The organism is Calothrix sp. 336/3 (genome assembly GCF_000734895.2).
Taxonomy (GTDB): domain Bacteria; phylum Cyanobacteriota; class Cyanobacteriia; order Cyanobacteriales; family Nostocaceae; genus 336-3.
On the sequence record NZ_CP011382.1, the window covers coordinates 619,510 to 645,469 of the forward strand.

Sequence of the window (25,960 nt, forward strand, 5' to 3'; positions counted from 1 at the left end):
CCCTACTCCTTGGTGCATCACTAGCTTTGAAAAAGCCGTTATAAATATTGGTTAATGAACATGGTTTTCCGTATTAAACAAACTCGTTGGCTATACATCACTCTCAGCGCTTTCAGTTTGTGTTTAGTATTTATATTGACACCTGTCCAAGCATCTTCACCAGTTACAACTCCTGTGATTTCTGCTTCTGAGTCAGGGTTGGAGCAGGGGCGAAATTTCTATAGTTTGGGAAAGTTTGCAGAAGCGATGGCAGCTTGGCAAAGTGCGGTGAAACAGTATCGCTCAACAGGCGATCGCGTTAATGAAGCGATTAGTTTGAGTTATCTTTCCCTGGCACAGCAAGAGTTGAATCAATGGGAACCAGCGAAAATATCAATAGAACAAAGTATCAAGCTTTTGCAAACTACTCAGCCCTCGGCGGATGCGATTGTCTGGGCACAAATACTGAATACCCAAGCAAATTTACAACTACGTATAAGTCAAGCAGAAACGGCGATCGCCACTTGGCAGCAGGCACAAAAATATTATGAACAGGCTGGTGATACGACAGGAAGTATCGGTAGTCAAATTAATCAGGCTCAAGCTTTACAAAGTTTAGGATTTTATCGCCGTTCTCGTCAAAAACTAGAAGAATTAACCCAAAAAATGGCAGCAATGCCAGATTCGGAAGTAAAGGTAAGTGGATTGCGATCGCTGGGTTTAGCTTTGCAGGCGATCGGTGATCCAAAAAGTCAGCAAGTTTTAGAAGAAAGTTTAGCAACCGCCAATAAAATTCAAGCGAAAACTCAATTAAGTTCGATTCTTTCCAGTTTGGGCAAGAATGCAGCCAATTTGCAAGACCCAGAAGCCGCATTAAACTATTTTGAAGATGCCGAAAATACTGCAACTAATCCTGATGAAGCTCTACAAGCACGTTTAGCTCGCTTCAAATTGTTGGTGGATTATGACAAGCTAGAATATGCCATTCCCCTCGCACACCAGTTAAAACAACAACTGACTGAACTCCCTCCCAGTCATAGTTCTCTCTATGCAGCGATTAATTTTGTAGCTACCCTGAATCGACTGGAAAACCCCAATCAACTTTTACCTAGCCAAGATTTAAGCACATTGATGGCAACGACCGTCAAATCTTCCCAAAAAATCCAAGATGCCCCCGCAGAAGCCCATGCATTGTATCAATGGGGACAAATTTCTAGTCGAAGTTCTCAGTGGTCTCAGGCAAAGGAACTAGCTGATAAATCCTTGAATATTGCCCGTCAACTACAAGCGGATGACATTATAGCTCAATCAGCATGGCAGGTAGGCAAATTATACAAACAACAGGGTAAAAGACCGGAGGCGATCGCTGCTTATACAGAAGCGGTTAAGTCACTAAAAGCACTGCGTTCTGATTTAGCGGCGGTGAATTCCGATGTGCAATTTTCCTTCCGCGAAAGTGTGGAACCCGTTTATCGAGAACTAGTGGCTTTACTTCTGGATGAACAACCGAGTCAACCGGAATTATTGCAAGCTCGTGAATTAATTGAATCTCTGCAAATCGCTGAACTCGATAACTTTTTCCAGGAAGCTTGTTTAGACAAAGCCCAAGAGATAGATAAAATTGACCCCACAGCAACTGTCATTTATCCGATTATTTTACCTGATCGCCTAGCAACAATTATTTCCCAAACAGGAAAACCTCTGCGTTATTACGTCACCCACAAATCTCAAGGAGAAATTGCACAAACCCTTGATAATTTAGTGACTTCCCTCAACCCTGTTTCCGATTCTCAAGACAGAGAAAGACTTAGTCAACAGATATATGATTGGCTAATTCGCCCCGCAGAACAGGAACAAGCATTTAAAGATACAAAAACCCTAGTATTTGTGTTGGATGGTAAATTACGGAATATACCGATGGCAGCTTTGTCCGATGGCAAGGAATTTCTCATCGAAAAATATGCAGTTGCTCTGTCACCAGGATTACAGCTGATGGCTGCCCATACTTTCCAGCCCAACAAAATTAGTGCAATTATCGGTGGAATTAGTGAATCTCGCTCTGGTTTTGCCGCTTTACCTGCGGTGGAATCGGAAGTCAAGCAAATCTCCCAAACAGTATCATCAAAATTGTTACTAAATCAGCAATTTACCAGCCAAGCATTAGGCGATCGCGTTAAATCTAGTAATGCTGATATCGTTCACCTGGCTACCCACGGACAATTTAGCTCCCGTCAGGAAGATACATTCTTGCTGACTTGGGATGGACAAGTGAATATCAAGGAATTGTCCGAATTGCTCAAAAATCGCGGTGCTGCTTCCTCCAAGGCGATCGAATTACTAGTACTGAGTGCTTGTGATACAGCTACCGGAGACGATCGCGCAGTTCTGGGATTAGCTGGTTTAGCGGTTAAATCAGGTGCCCGTTCAACCGTTGCGACTCTCTGGCCCGTCAAAGATAAAGCCGCAGAAATGCTGATGACTCGGTTTTATGAACAACTACGGCAACCTCAAGCAACCAAAGCCGAAGCACTACGTCAAGCACAAATACAGCTGATTCGTCAAACTGATTTCCGTGACCCCTTCTTTTGGTCTGCCTTTGTTTTAGTTGGTAACTGGAATTAAATATCAGTAATATCACTGTTAGTTTTTGTCAAAAAAAACATATTCCAAATGTAGATTTTTCTCTTGAAGTCGCTTATAACAGCTAATATATTCCAATTTATCGATTGGGCTTTTAAAAGAGACTTTTTGGGATAGATGCAATCAACACATTTGATATCGCAAATTATCAAAAACAGGTGCAATATGACAAAACATCAGTATTTAGTCAATCTCCAGACGGTACGCTTTTCGCGTTTAGTTCCATTAATCGCTCTAATGGCAAGCAGTATAAGCAGTAGTGCCTATGCTGTCACCTTTACCCCACCATCCAGAAATAGCGCTCCCAAGGAATCCACAGGTGGAGCTTCTCGCAGTAGTTTATTTACACCCAAGCAAGGAAATAGCACTCCTAAGAAAACAACAGGAGGAGCTTCCCGGGGAAATCTGTTTACACCTAAGCAAGGAAATAGCACTCCTAAACAAGCTCAAGGAGGAGCTTCCCGGGGAAATCTATTTACACCCAAGCAAGGAAATAGCACTCCTAAGCAAACAACAGGAGGAGGTTCCCGCGTAGGTACCTACTACCTAAATCCTTCGACGGTAGCTGTCAACGGACCAGCCGCATTAATCGGATTAATGCCCCAAAGCTATTACGGGACAACAATATCTGAACGTCCGACAATCATGGTATATATTCCAGCATCGAATGCCACAGAAGCTGTTTTTAGCTTGAAAGATGAAGCTGGTAATATGCATCATCAAATGATTGTTCCTGTAGCCGGAAAGTCTGGGGTTGTGGCGGTCAAATTACCAGCAGACGCTCCCGCTTTGGCAGTTGGTAAGAATTACCAATGGTTCCTAGCATTGAAATTAGATGGCAAACTCAGCCCTAGTACACCTTATGTTGATGGGTGGATTCAACGCATTCAACCAAGTGCGGAATTGGCAACGGCTTTGCAACAGAAAGATGTGATGAAACAAGCAGAGATTTTTGGCAAGAATGGTGTGTGGTACGACTGTGTGGCAACCCTCGCAGCACTACATACTAGCCAACCCCAAAATCCTGCAATTATTAAGCAGTGGGAAGACTTACTGACCTCCGTTAGCTTAAAGGAAGTTGCCAAAGCGCCCTTAGTTGCATCTAGTAATTAGATATTTGCAGCTTGAGTTAAACCCATAGGTCAGATAATTCCAGGTGGTGCGTTATACCTCAAAGCTAACGCACCCTTGTGTTGTAGCTGAGGTTAAAATTTATCCAAAAATTAATATTTCCTGATAGCTGATATCATGTCCGCATCATAACGCAGAAATCGGACAACTCTCTTTCCCTTTGCTGCCTTAATTATAAGTATTCAACCGGACATGATATTATCCCGTTGCCCAAGCATATATAATCCTTATTCGCTAATCAAATTTAAATTATATGAGGGGAGAGATATCAATAATATGTATAAGTAGCCATCATGTAGGCGTAGCCTTCTCGTAGAGTACTCCGTACACCAGGACAGATGAAAATAGGCATTGGGCATTAATTATTTCTCCCTTGTCTCCCTTGTCCCCCTTGTCTCCCTTGTCCCCCTTGTCCCCCTTGTCTCCCAGTTCCCCTGCTTTTTCAAGTCAGGTCGGCGGAAATAATTAATTATTGTTGGAATAAGGCAGGTAGCAGGGGAAGAAAGAGTTTGAGCCTTATTTACTTTTCTTCACCTAGTTTGGTTTGATTGCACTAACTTACTTAAAAATAAATAAACGAGATGCCAGTATCTCAATATTCCCAATTCAATTATTCATGACGCTATATGTGGAGTAGATTTCAAGCTTTCATTAAAAGGACTCGTAGTATTTTAATTATTACCCCTAGTGTAGCGTTAACAGTAATTGTTGGGCAATCATTAGGACTTTTTAACTTATCTGAATGGAAACTCCGTGATGAATGGATTCGGCTCAAATCAACACAAGAAATTGCTGATGAGATTGTAGTTGTCACCATTGATGAGCGGGATATTCAATCTGTAGGCAAATGGCCCATACCTGACTGGTCATTGGCGCAATTACTAGGGAAAATTAAAGCACAACAACCCCGTGCAATTGGTTTAGACTTATATCGAGATTTACCAGAAAGCACTGGTTATGAACAGCTTGCCCAAGTTTTCCAGACTACCCCCAATTTAATTGGTGTAGAGAAAATTACTGGTGAGCGGGTAAATCCTCCACCAGAATTGCAAAAAAAAGACCAGGTAGGATTAGCTGATTTAGTTCTAGACGGCGATCGCCATGTGCGTCGAGCTTTGCTGACGGCTGAGGATGTCAAGGAAAATGGCAAAATCAAAGCGGGATTGGCAACCTTAGTAGCACTGAAATATCTGGAAGCAGACAAGATAACTTTAGAATCCGTTGACGAAAAGCAGCAAAAGTTTCAATTGGGTAAGACTATTTACCAACCCTTGAGCGATCGCGAAGCGGGTTACAGTGATGAGGATGTGGGAGGTTATCAAATCCTACTCAATTGGTATGGTTCAGAATCTGCTTTTCGTACAGTCACAATGCGGGATGTCTTAGCAGGGAAAGTACCAGCTAATTTGATGCGCGATCGCATGGTATTTATTGGTTCTACTGCTACCAGTACCAATGACTTTTTCAGCACTCCCTTCAGTTCTTCTTTGATTTCCGACCGAAAACCAACCCCAGGGGTAGTTATCCATGCCAATATTGCTCTCCAACTGGTACGAGGGGCAAAAATAGGTGGCACAAACCTACGGGGGATGTCAGGAAATTTTCTCTATTTCTGGATTGTTCTCTGGTCTGTAATTGGTTCTCTGGGGACTTGGAAGTTAGCTAGTTTACGTAAAGGAAAGTGGATTCCCGGAGGAAAAATTCTCTGGGGGACTGTGGGTGTGAGTGTGGTATTCATGGGGGGTGGTTATTGTCTATTTTTGGCTGGGGTATTAATTCCCATAACACCTGCTTTTGCTGCATTTATTAGTAGTGTAGTGGCAACAACCAACGCTTATAAACAGCAGAAATTAGAGGAAACGAATCAACAACTAGAAATTGCCAACGCTCAACTATTCGATTATTCCAAAACCTTAGAAACCAAAGTCGAAGAACGAACCCACGAACTGCTGGAAGCAAAGCAAGCTGCGGATGCGGCAAACCAGGCAAAAAGCGAGTTTCTCGCCAATATGAGTCATGAATTACGTACACCGTTAAATGGGATTTTAGGTTTTGCTCAAGTCTTAGAAGCGTCACCAAATTTGACGGAGAAAAACCGCGAAGGAGTTAATATTATCTATCAATGTGGTTCCCACCTCTTGATGTTAATTAATGATATTCTCGATTTGTCTAAGATTGAAGCCCGTAAACTCGAATTATTCACCAGTAGTATTGATTTATCAACTTTCTTGCATGGTGTCACAGAAATTTGTGGTATTCGTGCAGAGCAGAAAGGGATTAGTTTTCATGTTTTGATGGGCGATCGCCTACCGGAATCCATTGAAGCTGATGAAAAACGATTGCGACAGGTATTAATTAATTTGCTAGGCAATGCGATTAAATTTACTGATAGCGGTGGTGTGACATTTAAAGTTGAACTACTAGCAGTCGAGGAAAATATAGGAGAAGCAACCCTAGCAACCATTCGCTTCCACATCGAAGACACGGGTGTGGGAATGTCACCAGACCAACTAGAAAAAATCTTTTCTCCCTTTGAACAGGTGGGTTCTGCTGGAAAACGTTCGGAAGGTACGGGGTTAGGATTAGCCATTAGTCAAAGAATTACCACCTTAATGGGAAGTCAAATTCAAGTCCAAAGCAATCCTGGGGAAGGAAGTATTTTTTACTTCGATGTCACGGTTCCAGCATTATTGTCAATAAATCCCCAACCATCTGAAAATACTTCTCAACCAGAACAAACCGTCAGCATTGCAGGTAATGCACCTCAGATTTTGATTGTTGATGATGATATTAACCACCGTTTGATGTTGATAAGTTTACTACAAGATATGGGTTATCGTATCCTGGAAGCCAGTGATGGCAAACAAGGTTTTACCTTAGCCATAGAACATCATCCCGATATCATTTTGCTCGACCTAGCGATGCCAAATATGGATGGTTTTGAGATGATGATTCACCTGCAAACACATCCCCAAACCTCTTCTATTCCCATCATCGTTTCTAGTGCTAACGTTTTTGAGGAAAACCGTCAACGGAGTTTAGAAGCAGGAGCAACTGCATTTGTACCCAAACCTCTTCAGAAGAGTGAACTGCTCAATGCATTGCAACCCCTAGTTAAAGTTGACTGGGTTTCTCCAAACATCGCACCCCCAAACCCATCTTCCCAAAAAGAAAATACTCCTAGTCCTCAAGAATTAATTTTGCCATCCCAGGATACTTTGCAGCAACTATATCATTTGGCAATGATGGGAGATATCCCAGGAATAGAAGAAGTATTACAACAACAGGTAGGGCAAAACCAAGAAATCACTCCCTTTGCAACTGAATTAAGTAAACTGACTAATAGCTTTCAGACTGCAAAAATCCGCAAATATATTAAATCTTTTATCATAGAAGGTACATTAAAATGAGCGAGAAGTTTGTCACCCAGCCAATACGTATTTTGTTAGTCGATGATAATCCCAATAACTTGAAAGTACTATCAGAAGGAATTCAGGGATATGGTTGGAAAATATTGATGGCTACCGATGGAGAATCAGCAATTGAGCAAGCAGAATATGCTCTCCCTGATTTAATTATTTTGGATGTGATGATGCCCGGAATTGATGGTTTTGAAACTTGTTCTCGGTTAAAAGCTAATGCCGTCACTCAAAATATTCCCATCATTTTTATGACAGCTTTATCTGATGCCACAGAGAAGGTCAAAGGATTAGAAATTGGGGCTGTAGACTATATTACTAAACCATTTCAACAGGCAGAAGTGATTGCTCGATTGAAACTCCATTTACAAATTTCCCATCTCACCCGCACTTTAGAACAGCAGGTACAAGAACGCACCGCAGCATTAACCCAATCTCTTCAACAATTACAGCAGACTCAACTGCAAATGATTCAAAATGAAAAAATGTCAGCATTGGGTAATTTAGTTGCAGGGATAGCTCACGAAATGAATAATCCTCTGGGATTTATTTCCGCAACTCTCAAACAAGCAAAACCGAATATTGGCGATATTATCGAGCATTTACATCTATACCAAGAAAGTTTACCAAATCCCAGTGAGGAAATTATTGAGCATGCGGAAGAAATCGACTTAGATTATTGCATTGAAGATTTATCTAAGATGATTGATTCCATGACCATGGCTTGCGATCGCATTAAAAATATTAGTAATAGTTTAAGAACTTTTTCTAGGGCAGACCGAGATGAGAAACAATTATTTAATATCCATGAAGGTATTGATAGTACAATTTTAATTCTGAAACATCGTCTCAAGGCAAATGAGCAGCGTCCAGCAATTGAAGTATTTACCGAGTATGGTGATATTCCTCAGATAGAATGCTTTCCTGGTCAACTTAATCAGGTATTTATGAATATTCTGGCGAATGCGATTGATGCTTTAGATGAGTCTATTGCCGGTTGTAGTTATCAAGAAATTGCAGCTAATCCTAAGCAAATTACTATTACAACTATTACGGTCGAGCAACAGGTAAAAATTATGATTAGCGATAACGGAATTGGGATGACTGAAGAAGTTCAAGAAAAGATTTTTGATAACCTCTTTACTACCAAAGGAGTCAATAAAGGTACAGGTTTAGGTTTGGCGATCGCTAAACAAATTATTTGCGATAAACACCATGGGGTGATTGAATGCTCGTCCATTATCGGTAAGGGGACAAAATTTATGCTGACAATGCCCATATCTGGTTGAAATGACAAAACGTGCTGCGAGGGTTTTATTGGCATTGGCGATCGCTACATTTTCCATAGCTCTATGGCACAATAAAATCAGCGAAATTCCAGCATTGTCTGTCTTTAAGACTTCCCCCTATGTCTAAAAACAACTCCTCCAAAAACCGCATCGTCTATCAAGAGTTTGGTGACAACAATTCTCCCGCCCTAGAAAGGGCAACCCCAGATTTACCACCAGAAAAGCAAAATGTCCGCGTTCAAGCCACCCGCTCTGGACGTAAAGGCAAAACTGTCACAGTTATTACTGGTTTCCAAAGTAACCCAGATACCCTACAAAATTTACTGAAGCAGTTGAAGACACAGTGTGGCACCGGGGGAACAGTCAAAGATAACGAAATCGAAATCCAAGGCGATCAAAAACAGAAGATTCTGGAAATTCTCTTAAAACTAGGCTACAAAGCTAAAATCAGTGGTGGCTGATGTTAAGTGGCGATAGAACTCCGTTCCGCTACGCGATCGCCCAAGCATATTTATTTTGCAAATATCAATACCGTCTCTACTAGAAGGCATATCCGGAAAAATTACAATACCATAGCTGAGTGATATAGTGCTTGGCTTAAAGAAAATCCCATGACTGTTGTTACACAAAAAGAAATCGCCCTAGTTCGTTCCCAACTCGCAGATGATGAAAAAGCAATGGAAGCATTGGATGTCATCGAAGACTGTGAGGGAGACTTAGAAGATGCAGCGATGACTTTAGCTATTCGAGTAGGACAAGAACCAGAAAGAGCCAATTCGGAATGGTTAGACGCATTAGCTAGAAGTTGGCGCGCTGTCATCTGTCAGCCGGAATTCCGCGCAGACTTAGAGAATCAATCCCTACAAAGGATGATGGCACAGTTACAAACCATGAAAACTTTTCCCAAAATTTTAGCCACACCAGTTTTAATGTATGTTCTCAAACAGGGTGTAAATAACTTTTGTCAACCATTAGATTTGGTGAATGGGGATAAGGGAATAGGAAATCATGAAACACCCTAGGTATACCATCCTTGTGGAGCGAAAAAACCTCAATTTTCCGTCGATTGGCTAAGTGCTAGAGCCTAGGGCACTCTGCGGGAACAGCTCCCTTGAGCATGAGATTTCCATATCTCCGACATCCTCTAAGAGTTGATTAACCGATTCTTCAGAGGATGTCATTAAAAGTTTAGAAAACTATAGATACAGATAATTTTCTATGATTAGTGTCAATTACATAAGAAATATTTTTCTAGCATGACCACAAAACTATCATTCTCCATGGTTTATAGCTAGGGATCATGGTTTTTGTAATTGAAAGTATAACAAAAAATAAAATTTTACCCCTAAGGTTAGATGTAGACGTTATCATGTGGACATGATAATAATAAAAATTGTGCAAAAACTACTCAGTAATTAATGATAGCAAGAGCATCTCAAATTTTGTTTTCGGTTACTAATCATCTACTTCGATAAGAAAACGCGATGCGGATTACCTTCCATGAAACCTGGTAAATTCAATTTCTTACCAGTCTCAATTAACTTGCAAATTTTTGCTTTATAAAATCCAGGGGTAGGAAGATGTTGACAGTGCAAAAAGTACGTTGTCCTAATTGTGGGAATGAAGGGGAAAGATATTATATTGCTGATAGAAATTTAATGCGGACACAATGCCATCACTGTGATTATTTGTTAGTTAGTTGTATTCTTACAGGCAAAGTTTTAGAAGCTTATGCTCCAGGAATTCCAGTGAAGAAATGATTTTGAGTATGGGTAATAGGGAAGTTGCAATGGGATGAGGGAAAGAGAATTTTCCCATTACTCATCACTCATCACTCATCACTCATTACTCATCACTCATTACTCATTACTCATTACTTCTTACTTGCTCGCAATTGCCCACAAGCTGCATCTGCTGCTAAACCTCGTGAATAGCGCACAGTGACAGCGATATGATGTTGCTTGAGAATATTTGTAAAAGTTTGGATGCGATCGCCACTAGGACGTTGATAATCGACTTCTGAAATGGGATTGTAGGGAATCAAGTTCACATGAGTTTGGAAACCCCGCAAAAGTCCAGCTAATTCTGTAGCGTGTTCGGGTAAATCGTTTACACCTGCCAGTAAAACATACTCGAAAGTGATACGTCTACCTGTAATTTCCACAGCTTCTCGACATTCGGCAAGTAAATCTTCTATGGGGTAGGAATGAGCGCTAGGAATTAATTGCTCTCGTAGGGGTTGGTTGGGTGCATGGAGACTGACAGCAAGGGTAACTTGTAATTTTTCCTCGGCAAATTGGCGAATGCGATCGCGGATACCGACAGTCGAAAGGGTAAGATTACGTTGTCCGATACCAACATCTTGATTTAAAGATTTGATCGCACCTAGGACATGATTCATATTTAACAATGGTTCACCCATGCCCATAAAAACAATATTACTTACCCGTTGCTGAAAGTCTGACTGAACTGTGAGAACTTGATCGATAATTTCATGACGTGCTAAATTCCGTTTAAAGCCACCCTTGCCAGTAGCGCAGAAATCACAAGCCATGGGACATCCCACCTGGGTAGAAACGCAGACGGTGAGACGTTCTAAGGATTCAGGATCGGGAAAACGGGGGTTGGTGTAAGTCGGAATTCCCACGGTTTCCACAATTTGCCCATCTGTTAGTTGTAAAAGATATTTGACTGTACCATCGGGAGCAACGGAGCGGTAATGTAGGGTAGAACGCCCGATGGGGATATCTGCAATTTGCGATCGCCACTGTTTAGAAAATACAGAAATATCTGCTAGCGATCGCGCCCCTTGATGATAAATCCAATCATGGAGTTGCTTACCCCGATAAGCTGGTTGCCCTTGGGATTGTACCCACATTGTCAATTCTGCTAAACTGGCTCCGAGCAAGGGAGGAACGGGAATCGAGGCAATTTTTGTCTCAGAGTTAGCAACCAGGGATGGAGCAGACATGATAGTTTATCGGCGATCGCAGGACATTCCTAACGGTAGCAGAAAACTCTTAAAAAATCAGGGATGGGGAAATTGAGTCACAAATCCTTAACTCTATCCTTGATTTTATCCACCATTCCTAACCAAAGGTTGTCCCATTCCACCCCCACATCGCACCTTTGGCATCAGCAAACTCAATATAAATTCGATTTTTCGCCACACCCAAAACTTGGTTAATTTGTTGACAAAAATCTTGACTCATGCTCTGAGTCTGTTCTGGTTTCATACTCCCTACGCTCTTAATTTCAATGTAACAAACGGGTTCCGTTGTGCCGCCAAAAGTCATGGGAATATCTGACTCAAACGCCGTCATCACATAGGATTCCGGTTTGCCGGTATGCTTGGCTAACATCGAGGAAAGACTTTTCAGCATTGTCTCAATCTCGCCTTTTGCAGGTGCAGTCAGGGAAGTTTGAACTTTGATGAGTGGCATAGTCGATGAAATAATTGATTTTTAAACAACTGGTAGTGCATTTTATCGGACTTCCGATATTGTCACAATGCTTGGTGCATGAATCAGAAATCCAGCACCTTTCAACCATCCTCTGTATTTGAATTGTTAGCCCGCCCTGTGGGGGAAAGAGTTTGGTTCTCCCGCGTTACTCTGCTCATGTGCGACATAAGGTTCTAAGGGTACAGATGCTCCACCAAAACTTTTCCTTTCAGAGCCTAACCTTCTGATTCATACAGAATTGGTACTACTCTTAGCATCTTCTATTACACGTGTTAACAAAAGTTCATAGAATTATGCGATAAATAGGAATTGTGTACTTTTGTAAAGAAGTCAAGTATTAGTAATCTATCCTATTAGAAAGCATAGAGAAAAATTCAGTAATTAGTATAGAATAATGCTTTTATCTTAAAAACAATACATAGTTGATTTATTTTAATGAAAAGTTAGAGTGTATACAATTAGGCATAAATAAAACATAAACTCGTATCATATATGTATATTTACTTATATTATTTCGTAACATAAATTTAAATATGTTTTATATAACAACAAAACAACTGGGATGTTGTAATAGTCACTAATGTAAAATCCATATCCTTGATTAATAACTATATATCTTTGTATCTTTAAAGCGTGATTCTCGCAGTTACTTTCTGAGTTGGAAATTACACCAAGATTTATCAAATTAATATCGAATCTTTATGAATACAACCTAATAGATATCTCCCTAGGTGCATAAAGTTTTGTTAAGATGTTCGTGTTGGTAGTTCTTCCACGAAATTCGACAATCAAAGTGTGAATCACTCACTAGAGTAAAAACTACTAACACCATTGAGTTCAAAAGAGCAAGCTATGACCACCTACATTCTTTTCGACGATGCCTTACGGATGCTTGTTAATGCCTTTTTATTATCCGTAGGTATATTAATTGCGGTTTCCGGTTTTGGGTTAGCAGTTGTAGAAATCGTAGAAAAAGCAGAAGTCAGAGAACCTGCTCCCAAGCGATTCCCTTAGACCGAAGCAAAAAAAATTACTAAATATCGAAAACCATTGATTCCCTGTGTTCACTTGTCAGTAAAGCTGGGCACACTATACTTAGAAGCATGATTTGGTCGCAATATTTACCTCGATACTACGTAGACAGGGGTAAGAGCGCTACCGATGAAGTGCCAACACAGGAGGAAATAACAATGGGTTTATTCGATCAAATGCTTGGCGCACAAAGTTCAGTTCAAGAAACGTTAAGTCCTACGGAAGCTTTTGCAGCTATTACCTTAGCGGCGATCGCCTCGGATGGGTACCTTTCTGAAGAAGAAGGAAGAGTTATCTCATCAACACTGTCACGGATGAGACTATTTAAAAGTTACTCAAATGACGTGATGGTGCGAATGTTTGACAAACTGTTGGGAATACTGCGACGGGAAGGGATTAATACCTTATTTCGGGTAGCGAAAGCATCCTTACCCCACGATTTACGGGAAGCTGCTTTTGCGGTAGCGACTGATTTAGTATTAGCTGACGGTATTGTTGCCCAAGAGGAACAGGATTTTTTAAACGATTTATGCCTAGATTTGGGTATCGATAGTAATGTTGCCACCCAAATTGTGGAAGTCATGTTGATAAAAAACCGGGGATAATCTCTGCTCCTAGATAAAAGCCACTTTTGACATCAATTTTAAAGCGTGGATGGCAGGGATAGACGGATTGATTTAAGGATAGTTCTTCTATATACTGCTGAATCTTTGGAAATTAAGAGAATATTTGCCATCAAAACTTAATTATCGTCAAGCTACCATGGTGACATCTATCAAGTTTTGAGCAAGTTGAGATACATAATATATATGGGTGGTGCCAAAGGGGTGAAATACTTCTTTGGCATTACTTATAGCATCATGTGGCGGGGTTAGGATTTCCCTGGATTTCTCCGATCATATTCAATTTGCCCATAGTCTAACTTGATTATCCTATCGGCAATATGGAAATAATGGTCATCATGACTAATCACGAAGACGGTTTTCCCCCGTGCCTTGAGATTTGCTAAGATTTGTTGGTAGAATATTTCTCGAAACATGGGGTCTTGGTCGGAAGCCCATTCATCAAAGAGATAGATAGGACGATTTTCTAGGTAGGCAGTGAGTAATGCTAAACGTTTTCTTTGTCCTTGGGATAGGGCTGTAGTGGATAATTTACCGTCACTTACTTTGACTTTCTTATCTAAGTTTAGTTGGTGTAAATAGTTTTTTGCCTCTGTATCTAAATCTGTGTTGGTAAATCCCAGAAGCTTGTCAAAGAGGAAGTAATCACTGAAGACGACAGAAAAGTGTTGCCGATACCATTCACGATTCTTATCATCAATGGGAGTATTATCTAATAAAATTTCTCCCTGTTCCGGAATATACAAACCTGTAATGATTTTTGCCAGGGTTGATTTACCACTACCGTTACCACCAATCAGAAAAATAATTTCTCCCCCATGGAAAGTTAAATCTAAAGCTCCTAGTACAAAGTTACTATCTTCTGTTTCTGTGGGATAGTTGTGGGTGACTTGTCTAAGCTCCAGGGTTTGCCAAGTTTGATTTATCGGAGAGAGGGGTGTTAAGTTGTTTTCCTGTTGAGCTGCGATCGCTAACCCTAGGGTTCTGATTTTATTTAATGCGACATCAGCTCTGGCGATCGCCTGAATACGCTCCAAAATTGTCTGCAATGGTAGCATCATATAAATAATCGTCAAAATATATGATGAGAGCAGGGATGGTGAGATATTCAACAAGCTAGGAAAAAGAAAGAGAAATAAGCCAATAAATGTAAACAGTAATAAATTCCCCCACCCCATGGCGATCGCGTAGGTGAGTAAGGCAGAAATATTATAATCACGAGACTTTCCGGCAGTTTGTTGTAATTCTTCTGAGAAAAACTGTTGCCGACGAGCAGAGTTTAATTTTAATTCTTTAACGCCATCGGTAATTGCCCGAAAATCTTTAAATAAGTTATCCTGCTCTTCTCTAGCTAATAAAAAATAGTGATTACCTCTCTTAATTTGTAGCTGCACAGTCAGAATTGATAGGAGCAAAAAGCCTGCGGTAAAGGCAAAAACAGGTGTAGATAACCATGCTAAATAAATCAAACAACCAATAATAATCGATGTGTCAATGCAAATAAATGGAATGGCAAAAATCGTATTTGATAAGGTTGTAACATCATCGGTAAGAGTTGCTAATAAACGATTGGCTCCCAATTCTTCTAAATGACGTAGGGGTGTAGATAAAATTTCCTGACTAAAGCGCAATCGTAAACGGTATACAGCACCTTGAGATAAATTAATTAAGAGAATCTGGGAAGTGATTCCACTCACAACAACCACCAAAACCAGAAAAGCAAACTGCCACAGTAAATCATCTGCAAATTTTCCTGATGCGAACCCCTGACTAATACTCTGGTTAACTAAAGAAATGAGTCTTGCTGTCGTACTACCGCTAATCAAACCAGTGATCACAGCAATAATCACTTGCACAAAAGAAGCTTGGAGAAGAAATAATATGAGATTCATCAGATTTGGGGAAAATTAACGCAAATATGAGAAATATACTTAGTATCAATAATATCGCCTGTACAACAAAAAAATCCCTCTCGTGGCTGGGAGGGGAAAGGTAAAATTATTTTGCTAAATTCTCAGGAATGAACCTTAAAACATATTCATGATGACAATGATAGTTGCACTGGTTATCAAAACCATAACTCCCATAAGTATAGATATACCGATATTGTTGGGATTTGTAGTGTCTTTCATATTTGGCTAACCTTTTGAGGTTAAGGATTTCTTAACAGTATCAAGATAGGGTTATTTTTTAATTAAAAAACCACAAAGCTTAATCTTAGTTTATATTCCTTATTATTTGTAGAAGTGATTACACTTATGAGCCTTGTTTAAGGGTGTGATGATTCGTTGCTCAACGCCTTACAGCATCAAAGGTTTAAACACATCACAGGCTGAAAGTCTTAGCTAGTAAACGCTCTGAACCAAGTTTACAAGCACCTCCACAAAAAACAACGCGACATTAACTACTGATTAGGGTATCCCAGCTTGTTGAAAAATATCTTGAGGTGTAAACGTGATTCCTTTTTTATCACAGATACCCAAACAGTGTTCGGTTTATCCAAAAATTTGGCGCACCACTTCTCAAAACAAGGGAGCATAGATGAGAAATTTGCTTCCTTCATTGCCAACAAAAGATTAATTCAAGTATAAGCACTGGCAGTTAAGTATTTTAGCTGATTTCACGGAATATTTTTCGTAAAGTCCAGATAATCTACTCTCTTCCCCGCTCTCTTTCCAAGTCAGCAATAACTTTTTCCATATACCATGATTCTGGCATTCCGGGATAATTATATTTAGCTTGCTCAATTAATCTGGCTGCAATTTCCCAATAACCTCCTACCATTCTTTGTAACCGTTGGCGTAATAAATTTTGTTGCGATTTTTTAACTTCTGGGGCAAGGGATTGAATTTTATTTAAACTGCTTAAAACTTGTTGATAGTTACCCCAATCTTCCTTTTCACAGTAAATACTGGCAGCTTTTTGATAGTCGCTAATTGCTGCTTGCATTTCTTCCAAACAAGTGTGAGTCAAAGCGCGATTGTAGTACGCTGAGGCATCATCAGGGTTAATTTGTAGAGCTTGGCTGTAATCTTGAATTGCTCCTAAATAATTGCCGATGGCGTGGTATGCTTGCCCACGGGCAGTGTAAATTAAGGTATCCTGGGGTTGAAGTTGGATAGCTTGATTAAAATCTGCGATCGCCCCTTGATGATCTCCCAGAGCTAATCTGGCTCGACCTCGGTTACGATAGACAATGACATCAGTAAAATTCAATCTCAGTGCTTGGTTAAAGTCGGCGATCGCCTGTTGATATTTTCCCTGTTTACAATACACCACACCTCGACAGCAGAGAGCTTGAGCATCCTGGGAATCGATACCTAAAGCCCAGTTTAAATCTTCTAGGGCTTGGTGAGTATCCCCGTTTTCCGCTTTGTCGAGTAATTGGGTGAAATATTCCTGGGGAGAAATTAGAGGTTTGGTAGGAGTTGGGGAAACAGTAGTTACCGGGGATGGGGATTGCAACTGTTTAATACTTGCTAAACAACTTTGACAACCCTCCTTATCCTTTTGCTGTAAATACAATTCTGCTGCTTGTTTGAAGTTGGCGATCGCCTCTTGCAGACTTCCCAATTTCCGCTTGACTATCCCCCGTAATTGATGGGCAGGAGCATAATTATAATTTATCCTAATTGCCGCCTCCGCATCAGCCAAGGTTCCGGGCAAATTTTTTAAAGCCAGTTTTGCCAGCCCTCGACTGTAGTATGCTTCTAAAAACTGCGGATTCAACTTTAACGCCTCGTTATAATCACCAATCGCTCGCAAATTGTCACCAGAATTATAGTATGCTAGACCTCGGCGCAGATACCCTTCGGGAAAGTTAGGAACCTCTGTAATGGCTTGGGTAAAGTGGGCGATCGCCTCAGCAAAATTTTGTTGCTTGGCTAACTCTAATCCTTTATTGTAAGATTCGTGATTCATTTTGACGATAACAAGGATAATAATAGATTTTTCTTCTTTATACTTTATACTTCAGTTTTCTGGTGGGTAATTTCTGATTACTCCCCCATTTATCGATTTTTCAAAACCCAAAAAACTATCCAATTCCCTTCCAAATGTTAGCCATCAATCCAATCAAACCACAACATTAATCCATGGATAACTATATTTATCATTACCCTACTCTCTATCCCGGAACTTTGATTCGCCGTTATAAACGTTTCTTTGCTGAGGTAGAATTAGAATCAGGTGAAATCGTGACTGCCCATTGTCCAAACACTGGACCAATGACTGGTGTCTACATTCCCGGAAATCCAGTTATGCTATCTTTGAGCGACAATCCCAATCGCAAATTACCCTACACCTGGGAATTAATTCAACTCACAGACAATCAACCCACCTGGGTAGGAGTCAATACTGCACTCCCCAATAAAATTATTAAATTAGCCCTAGAAAAATATTTATTCCCAGAATTAGGAACCTATACAAATATTCGCCCAGAAGTTGTATATGGAGCAGATAAAAAAAGCCGCATAGATTTTCTTATTTCTAACACAGACAGCCAAAAATCTATATACCTAGAAGTAAAAAACACTACCTGGACTGATAAAAACTTAGCCTTATTTCCCGATACAGAAACTACACGAGGGCAAAAACATTTACGGGAACTTATGGCATTATTACCCAAATTTCGCGCCGTCATGCTATACTTTATCAACCGAGAAGATTGCACAGAATTTGCTCCCGGAGATAGGGCAGACCCTAAGTATGGAGCACTCCTCAGACAAGCATATCAATTAGGTTTAGAAGTATTACCCTGCCGATTCGCAATTTCTCCAAAAGGTATCCGTTATTTAGGTTTGGCAACCCTAAAACTTGGCGAATAAACTTCACTTCTTCAACCTAACATAAGCAGTCATCTTAACTTTCATCATCAACCCAAATGAATATTTCACTATTTGCAATTCCTCTTATTTCCATTAGCTTAACTAATGGTTTTAATTGCCATTGTTTTCATAAATACGAGAAAATATAGATTAAAATCCTCTACCCTAAGGTAGATTTTTAGACAACCCATTAAATAAAATTTGACTATTTAAAACTATGGATTTGATATTTTGAGACTTTAGATAGACAAAAATTCTTCGGTGAAAGCTATATATTCTAAGGTGTCAAGCTAATTACTAGCTCAAATGAACAATTAAGGGTATAATAGGGGGGAGAAATAAAATACCTTGAAGTTGACCTTTATATTCGGGAAAAAGTGATTGACATAATCAACAACCTATTGCCCAATAGAAAACCAAATTCATTTATGCCCCATTTTAAATAGCAAAAATAACTGAATCTCAATTGAGGTGATATCTCTGTTTGCATATATCACTCACAGCTAAAACTCAAACGTAATTAGCTCGCTTTGCTGCGGATTTAGAGAAAAATTATGACATTTTACCTACCATTATCTCAAGAGATAATTACTCAAAATGCAGATTTATCTCTAAAATTCCCATCAAACAACAGACTTCTTCCAGAAATAAAACAATAGGGATAGCATGAAAGATTCTTTGACAACCATTCATCTTTCTCCCTTGATTCCTTATTGCAAACCTTATCGCTGTAATAAGTCTGATATCCCTAAGCAGCTTTCATCTATGCATCACAGGATATAGCTGCATTTAGATAATTTTTTAGGAGTTCAATAAAATGCGGATTGCTCAAATTGCACCACTATGGGAAACTGTTCCTCCACCAGCCTATGGCGGGATAGAATTAGTAGTGGCATTACTCACAGATGAGCTGGTACGTCGAGGACATGAAGTGACTCTATTTGCATCAGGAGATTCCACAACCCTAGCTCAATTAGAATCAGTTCATCCCCGCGCTCTGCGACTCGATCCAACTGTGAAAGAATGCGGTATCTACGAGATGCTACAACTGAGCAGTGTCTATGAAAAAGCGCAGGAATTTGATATTATCCATTCCCATATGGGATGTGCAGCTTTACCCTACGCCGGACTGGTGAAAACACCTACAGTTCATACTCTCCATGGCATCTTTACCCCAGACAATGAAAAGATGTTTACCCATGCCAAAAATCAGCCCTATGTGAGTATTTCTGATGCTCAACGGGAAGGAAGATTAGGATTAAATTGTGTGGCAACGGTTTACAATGGCATTGATATTAATAGCCACAAATTCTACCCCCAACCAGACGCAACTCCTTACTTAGCATTTTTAGGTCGTATCTCCCCAGAAAAAGGTCCCCATTTAGCCATCGAAATTGCCAAAAAATCGGGATGGCAGTTAAAAATGGCGGGTAAAGTAGATGTGGTCGATGTAGAATATTTTGAGCAAGAGATTAAACCCTATATTGATGGGGAACAAATCCAGTATTTAGGAGAGGCAAATCATACCCAAAAGAATGCTTTGATGGGTGGTGCAGTGGCAACTCTATTTCCTATCACCTGGCGTGAACCCTTTGGGTTAGTTATGGTAGAGTCAATGGCAGCAGGAACTCCCGTGATTGGGATGAATTTAGGCTCTACAGCAGAAGTCATTGCCCATGGTAAGAGTGGTTATATCTGCGAAAATATCGATGACTGCATTCATGCAATTGATTTAGCAGTGAAATTGAACCGTCATCAAGTTCGAGAATACGTTGAGAAACGTTTTGGTGTCAAACAAATGGCAGACGGTTATGAAGCTGTTTACCGACAAATTTTGCAAGGCAAATTTATCAAGAATGGACATTTACGGAGTGCAGTAATTACCGGTGCGTATAACTAGATAATTAATCTAGTTAGTTTGGAGTCTCGACTTTCTCAAAAAGTCGGGATTCTCTCAATTTACCACAGTCAATTTAACGCCAGTCGTATAAGGCAATAATATCATCCCGACTAAAACCGGCTTGATTATCCTTATGCATGGCAACTCCGGTGACTTCTGCACGAAATCCTCGGTCATTCATGATACAGTAAGCATCATGATGGCTAGTGTTAATACCAGTGATAAGCTTTACCATTCCACTTTCAAGGGTGAAAGCTTCGCATTCTTGAAGTAATTCTTGAAAAGAAAAGTTTTGCTGATGGTCAGGTCTAACTGTAGCAAATTTGATGTAGCAAGTATCGCTTCCTGCTTCCGTATTCGCTCCACAATGACAAAGGGCGAATCCGAGCAAACCTTGATCATCCCACAGTAAAATTGTATCACCTAATTTTTGCTCTTGGATAGCGGTGATTTCCTGGGTGAGATTTAACCCTGGGTAGATAGTATCAGCTAACTGAGAACAAGCTTTGAGAGATTCCTGACGTTGTGTTTCTGTAAGTTGTCTGTATCTGCAAGACTGTAACTGACTTTTGGAAGCAAACTGAAGAGATTTAGACATTACCGGAATCAAAAATCTGGGGTAGAATCCAAATTTCTGATATAGTCTATGGTGTTTGGGACTATTGGTAAAAGTGAATAAGCCAGCATAGTCTATATTCCACTCCACAAAATACTCCATCACAGCCTGAACTAGATTTTGTGCTATACCTTGATTCCAGTAGTCAGGGTGTACACTCAGGGGACCGAAAAATCCAAAACTACCCCATCTAGTTGCTAAGTTTGTCCCTACAAGCTGTTCGTTAATTATTGCTGCAAAAGCTCCTGTTGGCTCTGTTTTCCAACGATGGTGAATATAGCTAGCATCACCCATAAATTGAGTCGGTTCAGGTAATCCGATAAAAGTACCAAAGGCAAGCCGAAATATATAGTCAGCTTGTTCTATTTCTTCTGCCTGTAAGTTACGAATATCCATAAAAATAATAAAAAAAATATTAAATTTACACTGATACTAATATTTTACTTTCTATGCTTATCATCTCAGCAAATTTACCAATCCACAATACCATGTTAGCTGATTAGCTTCTTTCATAAATTCTCAGTTTTTGAACTGGTAATTGCTGCTTTTTAGATAGCTTTTAGCAGACTCAAACCATTGATAATGTTAACATTTGTAGAGATTTTCATCCTATCTATCTTTAGAGAGAGGAAAACATTTATAACTTTAATTATCCTGAAAGATTCCTACCAGGATGGATGCAGTATACTTCGGCTTTATTTTCTGAGAAAATAAAAATATCTTTCCGGAAGTACTGACAATCATGTTGGGTATATGTTGTGTGCTGAACGATATTAACCTTACCGTTAGACACATCAGGTATTGTATGCGTTGAGGAACTAGTAATGAAAAAGATAATTCGATTTCTATCACGTTTGATCGGCTTAGAAACAGAAGAGTCCAGACTTAACGATTCTTATAAGCACTAATTTCTTTTGGGGATTGAGGCGAAATAGCGACAATTGAGTGAGTTCCCTGAATTATATATCGTCTTCATCCCCCATAGAATTGTATATTGGATTATATATTTGTCTTGATTTTTAGAAATATTTGTAACGTTGAATTAAAAATCTGTAACTATTAGATTCTTAGGGGTTTTCAGAGTTGATGGTATTTGTAAACAATTCAAATAGCTCAGGCTTCCACCTTTGACAAAGATGCGGGAATCTGGTTGAGAAAAATAAGCGAGTTGAATTCAACTTCCTAGCCTTTGTAAAACTGCCATATCTTCATCATCTAATTCTACGGGTGTACCGCTACGAATTAATTCGGCAAAGTCTTCATTGGGAACCATCACAGTTAAAGCATACAATCTCCCCGAACCTGTATTTTCAATCACGTGGGTTCCCATGGCTGGTACTAAGAGACTATCACCTGTTTTGATGGGTATACTTTTGCCATCACAGATTGCCCTACCTTCACCCTGAAGAATGAAAAACATTTCCACTGCTAACTGGTGACGATTAGGTGGGGTTTTACCACCAACATCGAAAATTTCCACACAACAAGTTAGAGATGTGTTGGCGATCGCGGGATCGAAAACAATTGCCAAACGGTTGGTATCATGGGGACTGATACGATAGGCTTGATAATCTCTGGGAGATTTAATTACAGGGATAACGCAACAGTTGAACATAGGGAATGAGTGGTGAGGTGAGTAATGAGTAATAAGTGGTGAGTAGTGAGGAATGAGTAATGGGGATTTATAAATTCTCACCTGTCATTTAAAGCAGTTAGCACCCTGGAAGAATCAGTCACAAATCCAAAACACTGCTGCACGTTATATAGTGTTGCCAACCAACAATATTCCGGGGATGTGGTTGCGGTACAATCTTTCACCAAGATGCAGTCATAACCCAAAAAATTCGCATCACACAGAGTTGTCATTACACATTGATCGGCATTTACTCCTGCAAATAAAATAGTAGTCCTGCCCAAATTTCGTAAAATACTATCCAAGGGAGTATCCCAAAATCCACTCATCCGGTATTTATCTATACAAATATCTTGTGGTTGCTGTTCCAACTCATCCACCACCGCAGCTGCCCAACTACCCGCCATCAAGACTGGTGCATCATTCTTTGGTAGGGGATCGCCTAAACCTATCCCTTCTCCCGTAGGATTATATACATGGTGAATACCCGCACTAATATTCATTAAATCTGGGCGGTTCCCCCAATTCAACCAGATTACTGGTATATTTCGGACTCGCAAAGCAGGCAATAAAGTCTGTAATGGTGCAATGGGAGTACGAGCAGGGGCGACATCAACACCAATTTCTGCTAACCAGCCATGGGGGTGACAGAAGTCATTTTGCATATCAATCACAATTATGGCAGTTCTTACCAAATCAATCTGCAAAGTTTTGCTTTCTGTGGTTAAGATCACAGGTTGTGGAGGAATGGGAGGACGGGTAATATCTGCAAAGGATGCATTTACCGCCCAAGCGTTAGGTGCAATACCTAATTTGTACAGAGGTGAGTTCATAAAACACCAGAAAAATATAGAGACAAAAATTAACTTTTCAATCTCTGATTGCCCAAATAACTACCAGCTTTTATTCTTGTAGCGTAGAATCCTCAAATAAGTTGAAATACTTAACTTAAGGTTAAACATTGTGAAATTTACTCTCCAAAAAGCTCTAATTCCCGTAACTGATGGCTACAGTACGGTTGATGTCCAAATTCAAGATGGTTTGATTACCGCAGTTGGCAGCAATTTAGAGGTGATTGGTACGGCGATTCCGGCAGAAAATAAACTTTTATTACCAGGTTTTGTGAATGCTCACACCCACTCCTCGGAAATGTGGCAACGGGGTTTGATGTCCATGTTTCCCCTAGAATTATGGTTGGCAGAACTTTACGATTTTGCCCCCCTAGATATGGAGAAAATCTATCTGAGTGCTGTGGGTACGGGGGTAGAAACCTTGCTTTCCGGTGGTACTTGCGTTGTGGATCACATGGTTTTGATACCTGGTAAAGAATTAGAGGCGATCGCCACAGCAGCACGTGCATATTCTGAAGTGGGTATACGTGCAGTCATTGCACCTCTGATTCAAGATGAATCCCTCACTGCGGGTATTCCCTCCGGAGAGACAGAGCAAACCCACGCACCCTATTTTCGTTCTACCCAGGCAACTTTAGATATTATCGAGGCAGCAGCCCAAGAGTTCCATCGTCCCGAAGCTGGAATTTACATTGCTGTGGCTCCTACGGGAATTCAACTCTGTTCCGATGCTTTGTTTACTGGTTGTATTGCGTTGAGTGAGAAATATAACCTCTGTCGTCACTCTCACCTGTTAGAAACCAAAGCACAGGAAAAACTCGCAGAGGAAAAATATGGTTGTACTGCCGTGGAACACCTGCATCGTCTAGGTTATTTAGATTACCGCACATCCCTAGCTCATTGTGTCCACCTCACCGCACAAGATATTGAAATTTTGGCAGCAACTCGCTCCACAGTCGTCCATAATCCCTTGAGTAACCTGCGTTTAGGTAGTGGCATTGCCCCTATTTTAAAATATCGCCAAGCCGGGGTGAATGTATCTTTTGGTTGCGATGGAGCATCCAGTAATGATTCTCAAGATTTGCTAGAAGCGATAAAAATTGGTTCGATTTTGCACAATATTACAGATGCAGATTATCTACATTGGATTACACCCCGTCAAGCGGTAGAAATGGCTGCTCAGGGAGGTGCCATGGGAATTAATTTAGCAGATGAATTAGGTTCTGTGACTGTGGGGAAAAAGGCAGACTTAGTATTGTATGATTTAACTAATTTATCTTTGTTACCCCGTACTGACCCTATTGGTTTGTTAGTTTTAGGTCGTCCTAGTCATGTAGTCTCCCATGCTTGGGTAAATGGTAAACAAGTGATTGCTGAAGGTAAATTCCAAACTATAGATGTGGATAATTTACGACAACAATTATTTGATCATAGTCATTGGCAAGCTACACGCAAATCACCAACCGTAGCAGAAATTGAATCCCATTATCGATTTGTTATGGGTTTGTAGAATCATAGGATGTGGGGGAAAGAAAGCAGGGAACAGGGTATTTTTTCTATTATCCTTTACCATAACCCCCCTCCGAAAACAATGGTAAACTGACAACTCAGGGCAGGCTTTATACCATAGCAGTAATTTTGGTTATAAATTTCCTAGCATGAATATTCAGAAGATATAGGAAATGTTTGGAATATAGAAAGGCGATCGCCATCTCAAACTTACACAAACAAACGCAATAACTCCGTTAAGCTCCGCTAACGCATAACTCCACAAATTCAACAAATGCAAACTGACTAGCCTCCAGAGTATCGCCCTCCATGGTATGATTTAGTAAGGAGACAAAGTAAGGAATTAAAGTAATGGCTATCACAACCATCACGACAAAAGGACAAGTAACTATTCCTAAAGAAATTAGAGACTACCTAAATATAGATACAGGTAGCAAGGTTGATTTTGTGATTGATGAAAATGGAATAGTTACACTTATTCCTTTGAATGTTCCTGTTCAAAGTTTATCCGGGATTTTGCATCGTCCAGGAATGAAAACCGCAACTTTAGAAGAAATGGAAATAGCAATTAAAGAAGGTTCAAGTGATTGGAGTTGATACAAATATTTTAGTGCGCTACCTAACTAAAGATGATGAGCAGCAGTGGCAGAAAGCTGTGGAAATTATCGAAGGTGGAGAGCAATGTTTTATTGCTAATATAGTTCTGTGTGAATTGGTTTGGGTTTTGCGGGGTAAGCCTTATGAATTCAGTAGGTCAGAAATTGGTAAAACTATAGAAATGATGTTGCAATGTCCAGTTTTTGAGTTAGAAAATAGCTCTGTAGTTTATCAAGCATTGCACCGTTTTCAGCAAGGAAAAGCTGATTTTTCTGACTATTTGATTGGTGCGATCGCACAACAATTGGGTTGCAGCAAAACCGTAACATTCGATCGAAATTTAGCAGATAATAAAGGATTTAAGTTGTTGTCGTAATAACGCGAAGCGTCAAACCTCTGGCTTATTGCACTCCCACATAAACCCTTAAAAACATAATGCGAACTGACAAGT

At 40.1% G+C, this 25,960-nt stretch carries 22 protein-coding genes; 15 read left to right on the forward strand and 7 right to left on the reverse strand.

Annotation, left to right across the window (positions count from 1 at the left end; genetic code table 11):
* Positions 1–60: 60 nt before the first annotated feature.
* The 8 genes from IJ00_RS02475 to IJ00_RS02505 all read left to right on the forward strand — a co-directional run bounded on the left by IJ00_RS02475 (position 61) and on the right by IJ00_RS02505 (position 10,218).
* Positions 61–2,601 carry a CHAT domain-containing protein gene (locus IJ00_RS02475; RefSeq protein ID WP_035149728.1) on the forward strand — a complete coding sequence of 847 codons (2,541 nt, stop codon included), beginning with the start codon at positions 61–63 and terminating at the stop codon, positions 2,599–2,601.
* A 183-nt stretch (positions 2,602–2,784) separates the two neighbouring features.
* Positions 2,785–3,732, forward strand: a complete 948-nt coding sequence (locus tag IJ00_RS02480) for a DUF928 domain-containing protein (protein ID WP_035149731.1) — start codon at positions 2,785–2,787, stop codon at positions 3,730–3,732.
* A 644-nt stretch (positions 3,733–4,376) separates the two neighbouring features.
* Positions 4,377–7,160, forward strand: coding sequence for a CHASE2 domain-containing protein (locus IJ00_RS02485; protein WP_035149734.1), 2,784 nt, complete (start codon positions 4,377–4,379; stop codon positions 7,158–7,160).
* Positions 7,157–8,458: a sensor histidine kinase gene (locus IJ00_RS02490; RefSeq protein WP_035149736.1), complete on the forward strand. Its 1,302-nt coding sequence runs from the start codon at positions 7,157–7,159 to the stop codon at positions 8,456–8,458. Before IJ00_RS02485 ends, IJ00_RS02490 begins: the two co-directional genes overlap by 4 nt.
* Before the next feature lies 1 nt (position 8,459).
* On the forward strand, positions 8,460–8,585 hold the full coding sequence (locus IJ00_RS29865) for a hypothetical protein (protein WP_256388843.1): 126 nt from the start codon (positions 8,460–8,462) through the stop codon (positions 8,583–8,585).
* Entirely contained in the window at positions 8,578–8,919 is a 342-nt protein-coding gene (locus tag IJ00_RS02495; protein ID WP_035149738.1) for a translation initiation factor, read from the forward strand. The genes IJ00_RS29865 and IJ00_RS02495 overlap by 8 nt, the downstream gene beginning before the upstream one ends.
* Before the next feature lie 150 nt (positions 8,920–9,069).
* Positions 9,070–9,480 (forward strand): hypothetical protein, encoded by a 411-nt coding sequence (locus IJ00_RS02500; protein WP_035149739.1) that lies wholly within the window; start codon positions 9,070–9,072, stop codon positions 9,478–9,480.
* A 558-nt stretch (positions 9,481–10,038) separates the two neighbouring features.
* Positions 10,039–10,218: a replication restart DNA helicase PriA gene (locus IJ00_RS02505; RefSeq protein WP_035149742.1), complete on the forward strand. Its 180-nt coding sequence runs from the start codon at positions 10,039–10,041 to the stop codon at positions 10,216–10,218.
* A 113-nt stretch (positions 10,219–10,331) separates the two neighbouring features.
* Here the strand turns inward: IJ00_RS02505 and rlmN are convergent, their stop codons facing one another.
* Entirely contained in the window at positions 10,332–11,429 is a 1,098-nt protein-coding gene (gene rlmN, locus IJ00_RS02510; RefSeq protein ID WP_035149745.1) for a 23S rRNA (adenine(2503)-C(2))-methyltransferase RlmN, read from the reverse strand.
* 118 nt (positions 11,430–11,547) lie between these two features.
* On the reverse strand, positions 11,548–11,901 hold the full coding sequence (locus tag IJ00_RS02515; RefSeq protein ID WP_035149747.1) for a phenylpyruvate tautomerase MIF-related protein: 354 nt from the start codon (positions 11,899–11,901) through the stop codon (positions 11,548–11,550).
* 873 nt (positions 11,902–12,774) lie between these two features.
* Between IJ00_RS02515 and IJ00_RS28675 the strand changes: the two genes are divergently transcribed.
* Both IJ00_RS28675 and IJ00_RS02525 read left to right on the forward strand, forming a co-directional pair.
* On the forward strand, positions 12,775–12,936 hold the full coding sequence (locus IJ00_RS28675) for a hypothetical protein (protein WP_035149749.1): 162 nt from the start codon (positions 12,775–12,777) through the stop codon (positions 12,934–12,936).
* Positions 12,937–13,112: 176 nt separating this feature from the next.
* Positions 13,113–13,559, forward strand: coding sequence for a tellurite resistance TerB family protein (locus IJ00_RS02525; protein WP_035149750.1), 447 nt, complete (start codon positions 13,113–13,115; stop codon positions 13,557–13,559).
* Between the two features lie 266 nt (positions 13,560–13,825).
* Here the strand turns inward: IJ00_RS02525 and IJ00_RS02530 are convergent, their stop codons facing one another.
* On the reverse strand, positions 13,826–15,469 hold the full coding sequence (locus tag IJ00_RS02530; protein ID WP_035149753.1) for a cyclic peptide export ABC transporter: 1,644 nt from the start codon (positions 15,467–15,469) through the stop codon (positions 13,826–13,828).
* A gap of 760 nt (positions 15,470–16,229) precedes the next feature.
* The gene (locus IJ00_RS02535; protein ID WP_035149756.1) at positions 16,230–17,498 is read right to left on the reverse strand and encodes a tetratricopeptide repeat protein; all 1,269 of its coding nucleotides are present in this window, start codon (positions 17,496–17,498) and stop codon (positions 16,230–16,232) included.
* Positions 17,499–17,671: 173 nt separating this feature from the next.
* On the opposite strand from IJ00_RS02535, the gene sfsA reads away from it, so the two are divergent.
* Both sfsA and IJ00_RS02545 read left to right on the forward strand, forming a co-directional pair.
* Positions 17,672–18,403 carry a DNA/RNA nuclease SfsA gene (gene sfsA / locus IJ00_RS02540; protein ID WP_035149759.1) on the forward strand — a complete coding sequence of 244 codons (732 nt, stop codon included), beginning with the start codon at positions 17,672–17,674 and terminating at the stop codon, positions 18,401–18,403.
* Between the two features lie 817 nt (positions 18,404–19,220).
* A complete protein-coding gene (locus IJ00_RS02545) occupies positions 19,221–20,303 on the forward strand; it encodes a glycosyltransferase family 4 protein (RefSeq protein WP_035149761.1) in 1,083 nt (360 codons plus the stop codon).
* Between the two features lie 73 nt (positions 20,304–20,376).
* Here IJ00_RS02545 and IJ00_RS02550 read toward each other — a convergent pair whose 3' ends face one another.
* From IJ00_RS02550 to IJ00_RS02560, 3 genes are all read right to left on the reverse strand, one after another.
* Positions 20,377–21,315, reverse strand: a complete 939-nt coding sequence (locus IJ00_RS02550) for a GNAT family N-acetyltransferase (protein ID WP_144415968.1) — start codon at positions 21,313–21,315, stop codon at positions 20,377–20,379.
* A gap of 778 nt (positions 21,316–22,093) precedes the next feature.
* On the reverse strand, positions 22,094–22,534 hold the full coding sequence (locus tag IJ00_RS02555; RefSeq protein ID WP_035149766.1) for a cupin domain-containing protein: 441 nt from the start codon (positions 22,532–22,534) through the stop codon (positions 22,094–22,096).
* 77 nt (positions 22,535–22,611) lie between these two features.
* The gene (locus IJ00_RS02560; protein ID WP_035149769.1) at positions 22,612–23,385 is read right to left on the reverse strand and encodes a cysteine hydrolase family protein; all 774 of its coding nucleotides are present in this window, start codon (positions 23,383–23,385) and stop codon (positions 22,612–22,614) included.
* A 130-nt stretch (positions 23,386–23,515) separates the two neighbouring features.
* Here IJ00_RS02560 and IJ00_RS02565 point away from each other — a divergent pair, with 130 nt between their 5' ends.
* The 3 genes from IJ00_RS02565 (at position 23,516) to IJ00_RS02575 (ending at position 25,885) form a co-directional block, all read left to right on the forward strand.
* Positions 23,516–24,913 (forward strand): amidohydrolase, encoded by a 1,398-nt coding sequence (locus IJ00_RS02565; RefSeq protein WP_035149774.1) that lies wholly within the window; start codon positions 23,516–23,518, stop codon positions 24,911–24,913.
* A 350-nt stretch (positions 24,914–25,263) separates the two neighbouring features.
* Positions 25,264–25,509 (forward strand): AbrB/MazE/SpoVT family DNA-binding domain-containing protein, encoded by a 246-nt coding sequence (locus tag IJ00_RS02570; protein ID WP_015199664.1) that lies wholly within the window; start codon positions 25,264–25,266, stop codon positions 25,507–25,509.
* Entirely contained in the window at positions 25,496–25,885 is a 390-nt protein-coding gene (locus IJ00_RS02575) for a PIN domain-containing protein (RefSeq protein WP_035149778.1), read from the forward strand. The genes IJ00_RS02570 and IJ00_RS02575 overlap by 14 nt, the downstream gene beginning before the upstream one ends.
* Positions 25,886–25,960: the final 75 nt, after the last annotated feature.

Bases quoted from the DNA above. Each gene is read 5' to 3' on its own strand.
- IJ00_RS02525 (WP_035149750.1), top strand. From the start codon at position 13,113: ATGGGTTTATTCGATCAAATGCTTGGCGCACAAAGTTCAGTTCAAGAA.
- IJ00_RS02475 (WP_035149728.1), top strand. From the start codon at position 61: ATGGTTTTCCGTATTAAACAAACTCGTTGGCTATACATCACTCTCAGC.
- IJ00_RS02495 (WP_035149738.1), top strand. From the start codon at position 8,578: ATGTCTAAAAACAACTCCTCCAAAAACCGCATCGTCTATCAAGAGTTT.
- IJ00_RS02545 (WP_035149761.1), top strand. From the start codon at position 19,221: ATGCGGATTGCTCAAATTGCACCACTATGGGAAACTGTTCCTCCACCA.
- IJ00_RS02490 (WP_035149736.1), top strand. From the start codon at position 7,157: ATGAGCGAGAAGTTTGTCACCCAGCCAATACGTATTTTGTTAGTCGAT.
- IJ00_RS29865 (WP_256388843.1), top strand. From the start codon at position 8,460: ATGACAAAACGTGCTGCGAGGGTTTTATTGGCATTGGCGATCGCTACA.
- IJ00_RS02550 (WP_144415968.1), bottom strand. From the start codon at position 21,315: ATGGATATTCGTAACTTACAGGCAGAAGAAATAGAACAAGCTGACTAT.
- IJ00_RS28675 (WP_035149749.1), top strand. From the start codon at position 12,775: ATGACCACCTACATTCTTTTCGACGATGCCTTACGGATGCTTGTTAAT.
- IJ00_RS02560 (WP_035149769.1), bottom strand. From the start codon at position 23,385: ATGAACTCACCTCTGTACAAATTAGGTATTGCACCTAACGCTTGGGCG.
- IJ00_RS02515 (WP_035149747.1), bottom strand. From the start codon at position 11,901: ATGCCACTCATCAAAGTTCAAACTTCCCTGACTGCACCTGCAAAAGGC.
- IJ00_RS02535 (WP_035149756.1), bottom strand. From the start codon at position 17,498: ATGAATCACGAATCTTACAATAAAGGATTAGAGTTAGCCAAGCAACAA.
- IJ00_RS02570 (WP_015199664.1), top strand. From the start codon at position 25,264: ATGGCTATCACAACCATCACGACAAAAGGACAAGTAACTATTCCTAAA.
- sfsA (WP_035149759.1), top strand. From the start codon at position 17,672: ATGGATAACTATATTTATCATTACCCTACTCTCTATCCCGGAACTTTG.
- IJ00_RS02505 (WP_035149742.1), top strand. From the start codon at position 10,039: ATGTTGACAGTGCAAAAAGTACGTTGTCCTAATTGTGGGAATGAAGGG.
- IJ00_RS02555 (WP_035149766.1), bottom strand. From the start codon at position 22,534: ATGTTCAACTGTTGCGTTATCCCTGTAATTAAATCTCCCAGAGATTAT.
- rlmN (WP_035149745.1), bottom strand. From the start codon at position 11,429: ATGTCTGCTCCATCCCTGGTTGCTAACTCTGAGACAAAAATTGCCTCG.
- IJ00_RS02480 (WP_035149731.1), top strand. From the start codon at position 2,785: ATGACAAAACATCAGTATTTAGTCAATCTCCAGACGGTACGCTTTTCG.
- IJ00_RS02500 (WP_035149739.1), top strand. From the start codon at position 9,070: ATGACTGTTGTTACACAAAAAGAAATCGCCCTAGTTCGTTCCCAACTC.
- IJ00_RS02530 (WP_035149753.1), bottom strand. From the start codon at position 15,469: ATGAATCTCATATTATTTCTTCTCCAAGCTTCTTTTGTGCAAGTGATT.
- IJ00_RS02485 (WP_035149734.1), top strand. From the start codon at position 4,377: ATGTGGAGTAGATTTCAAGCTTTCATTAAAAGGACTCGTAGTATTTTA.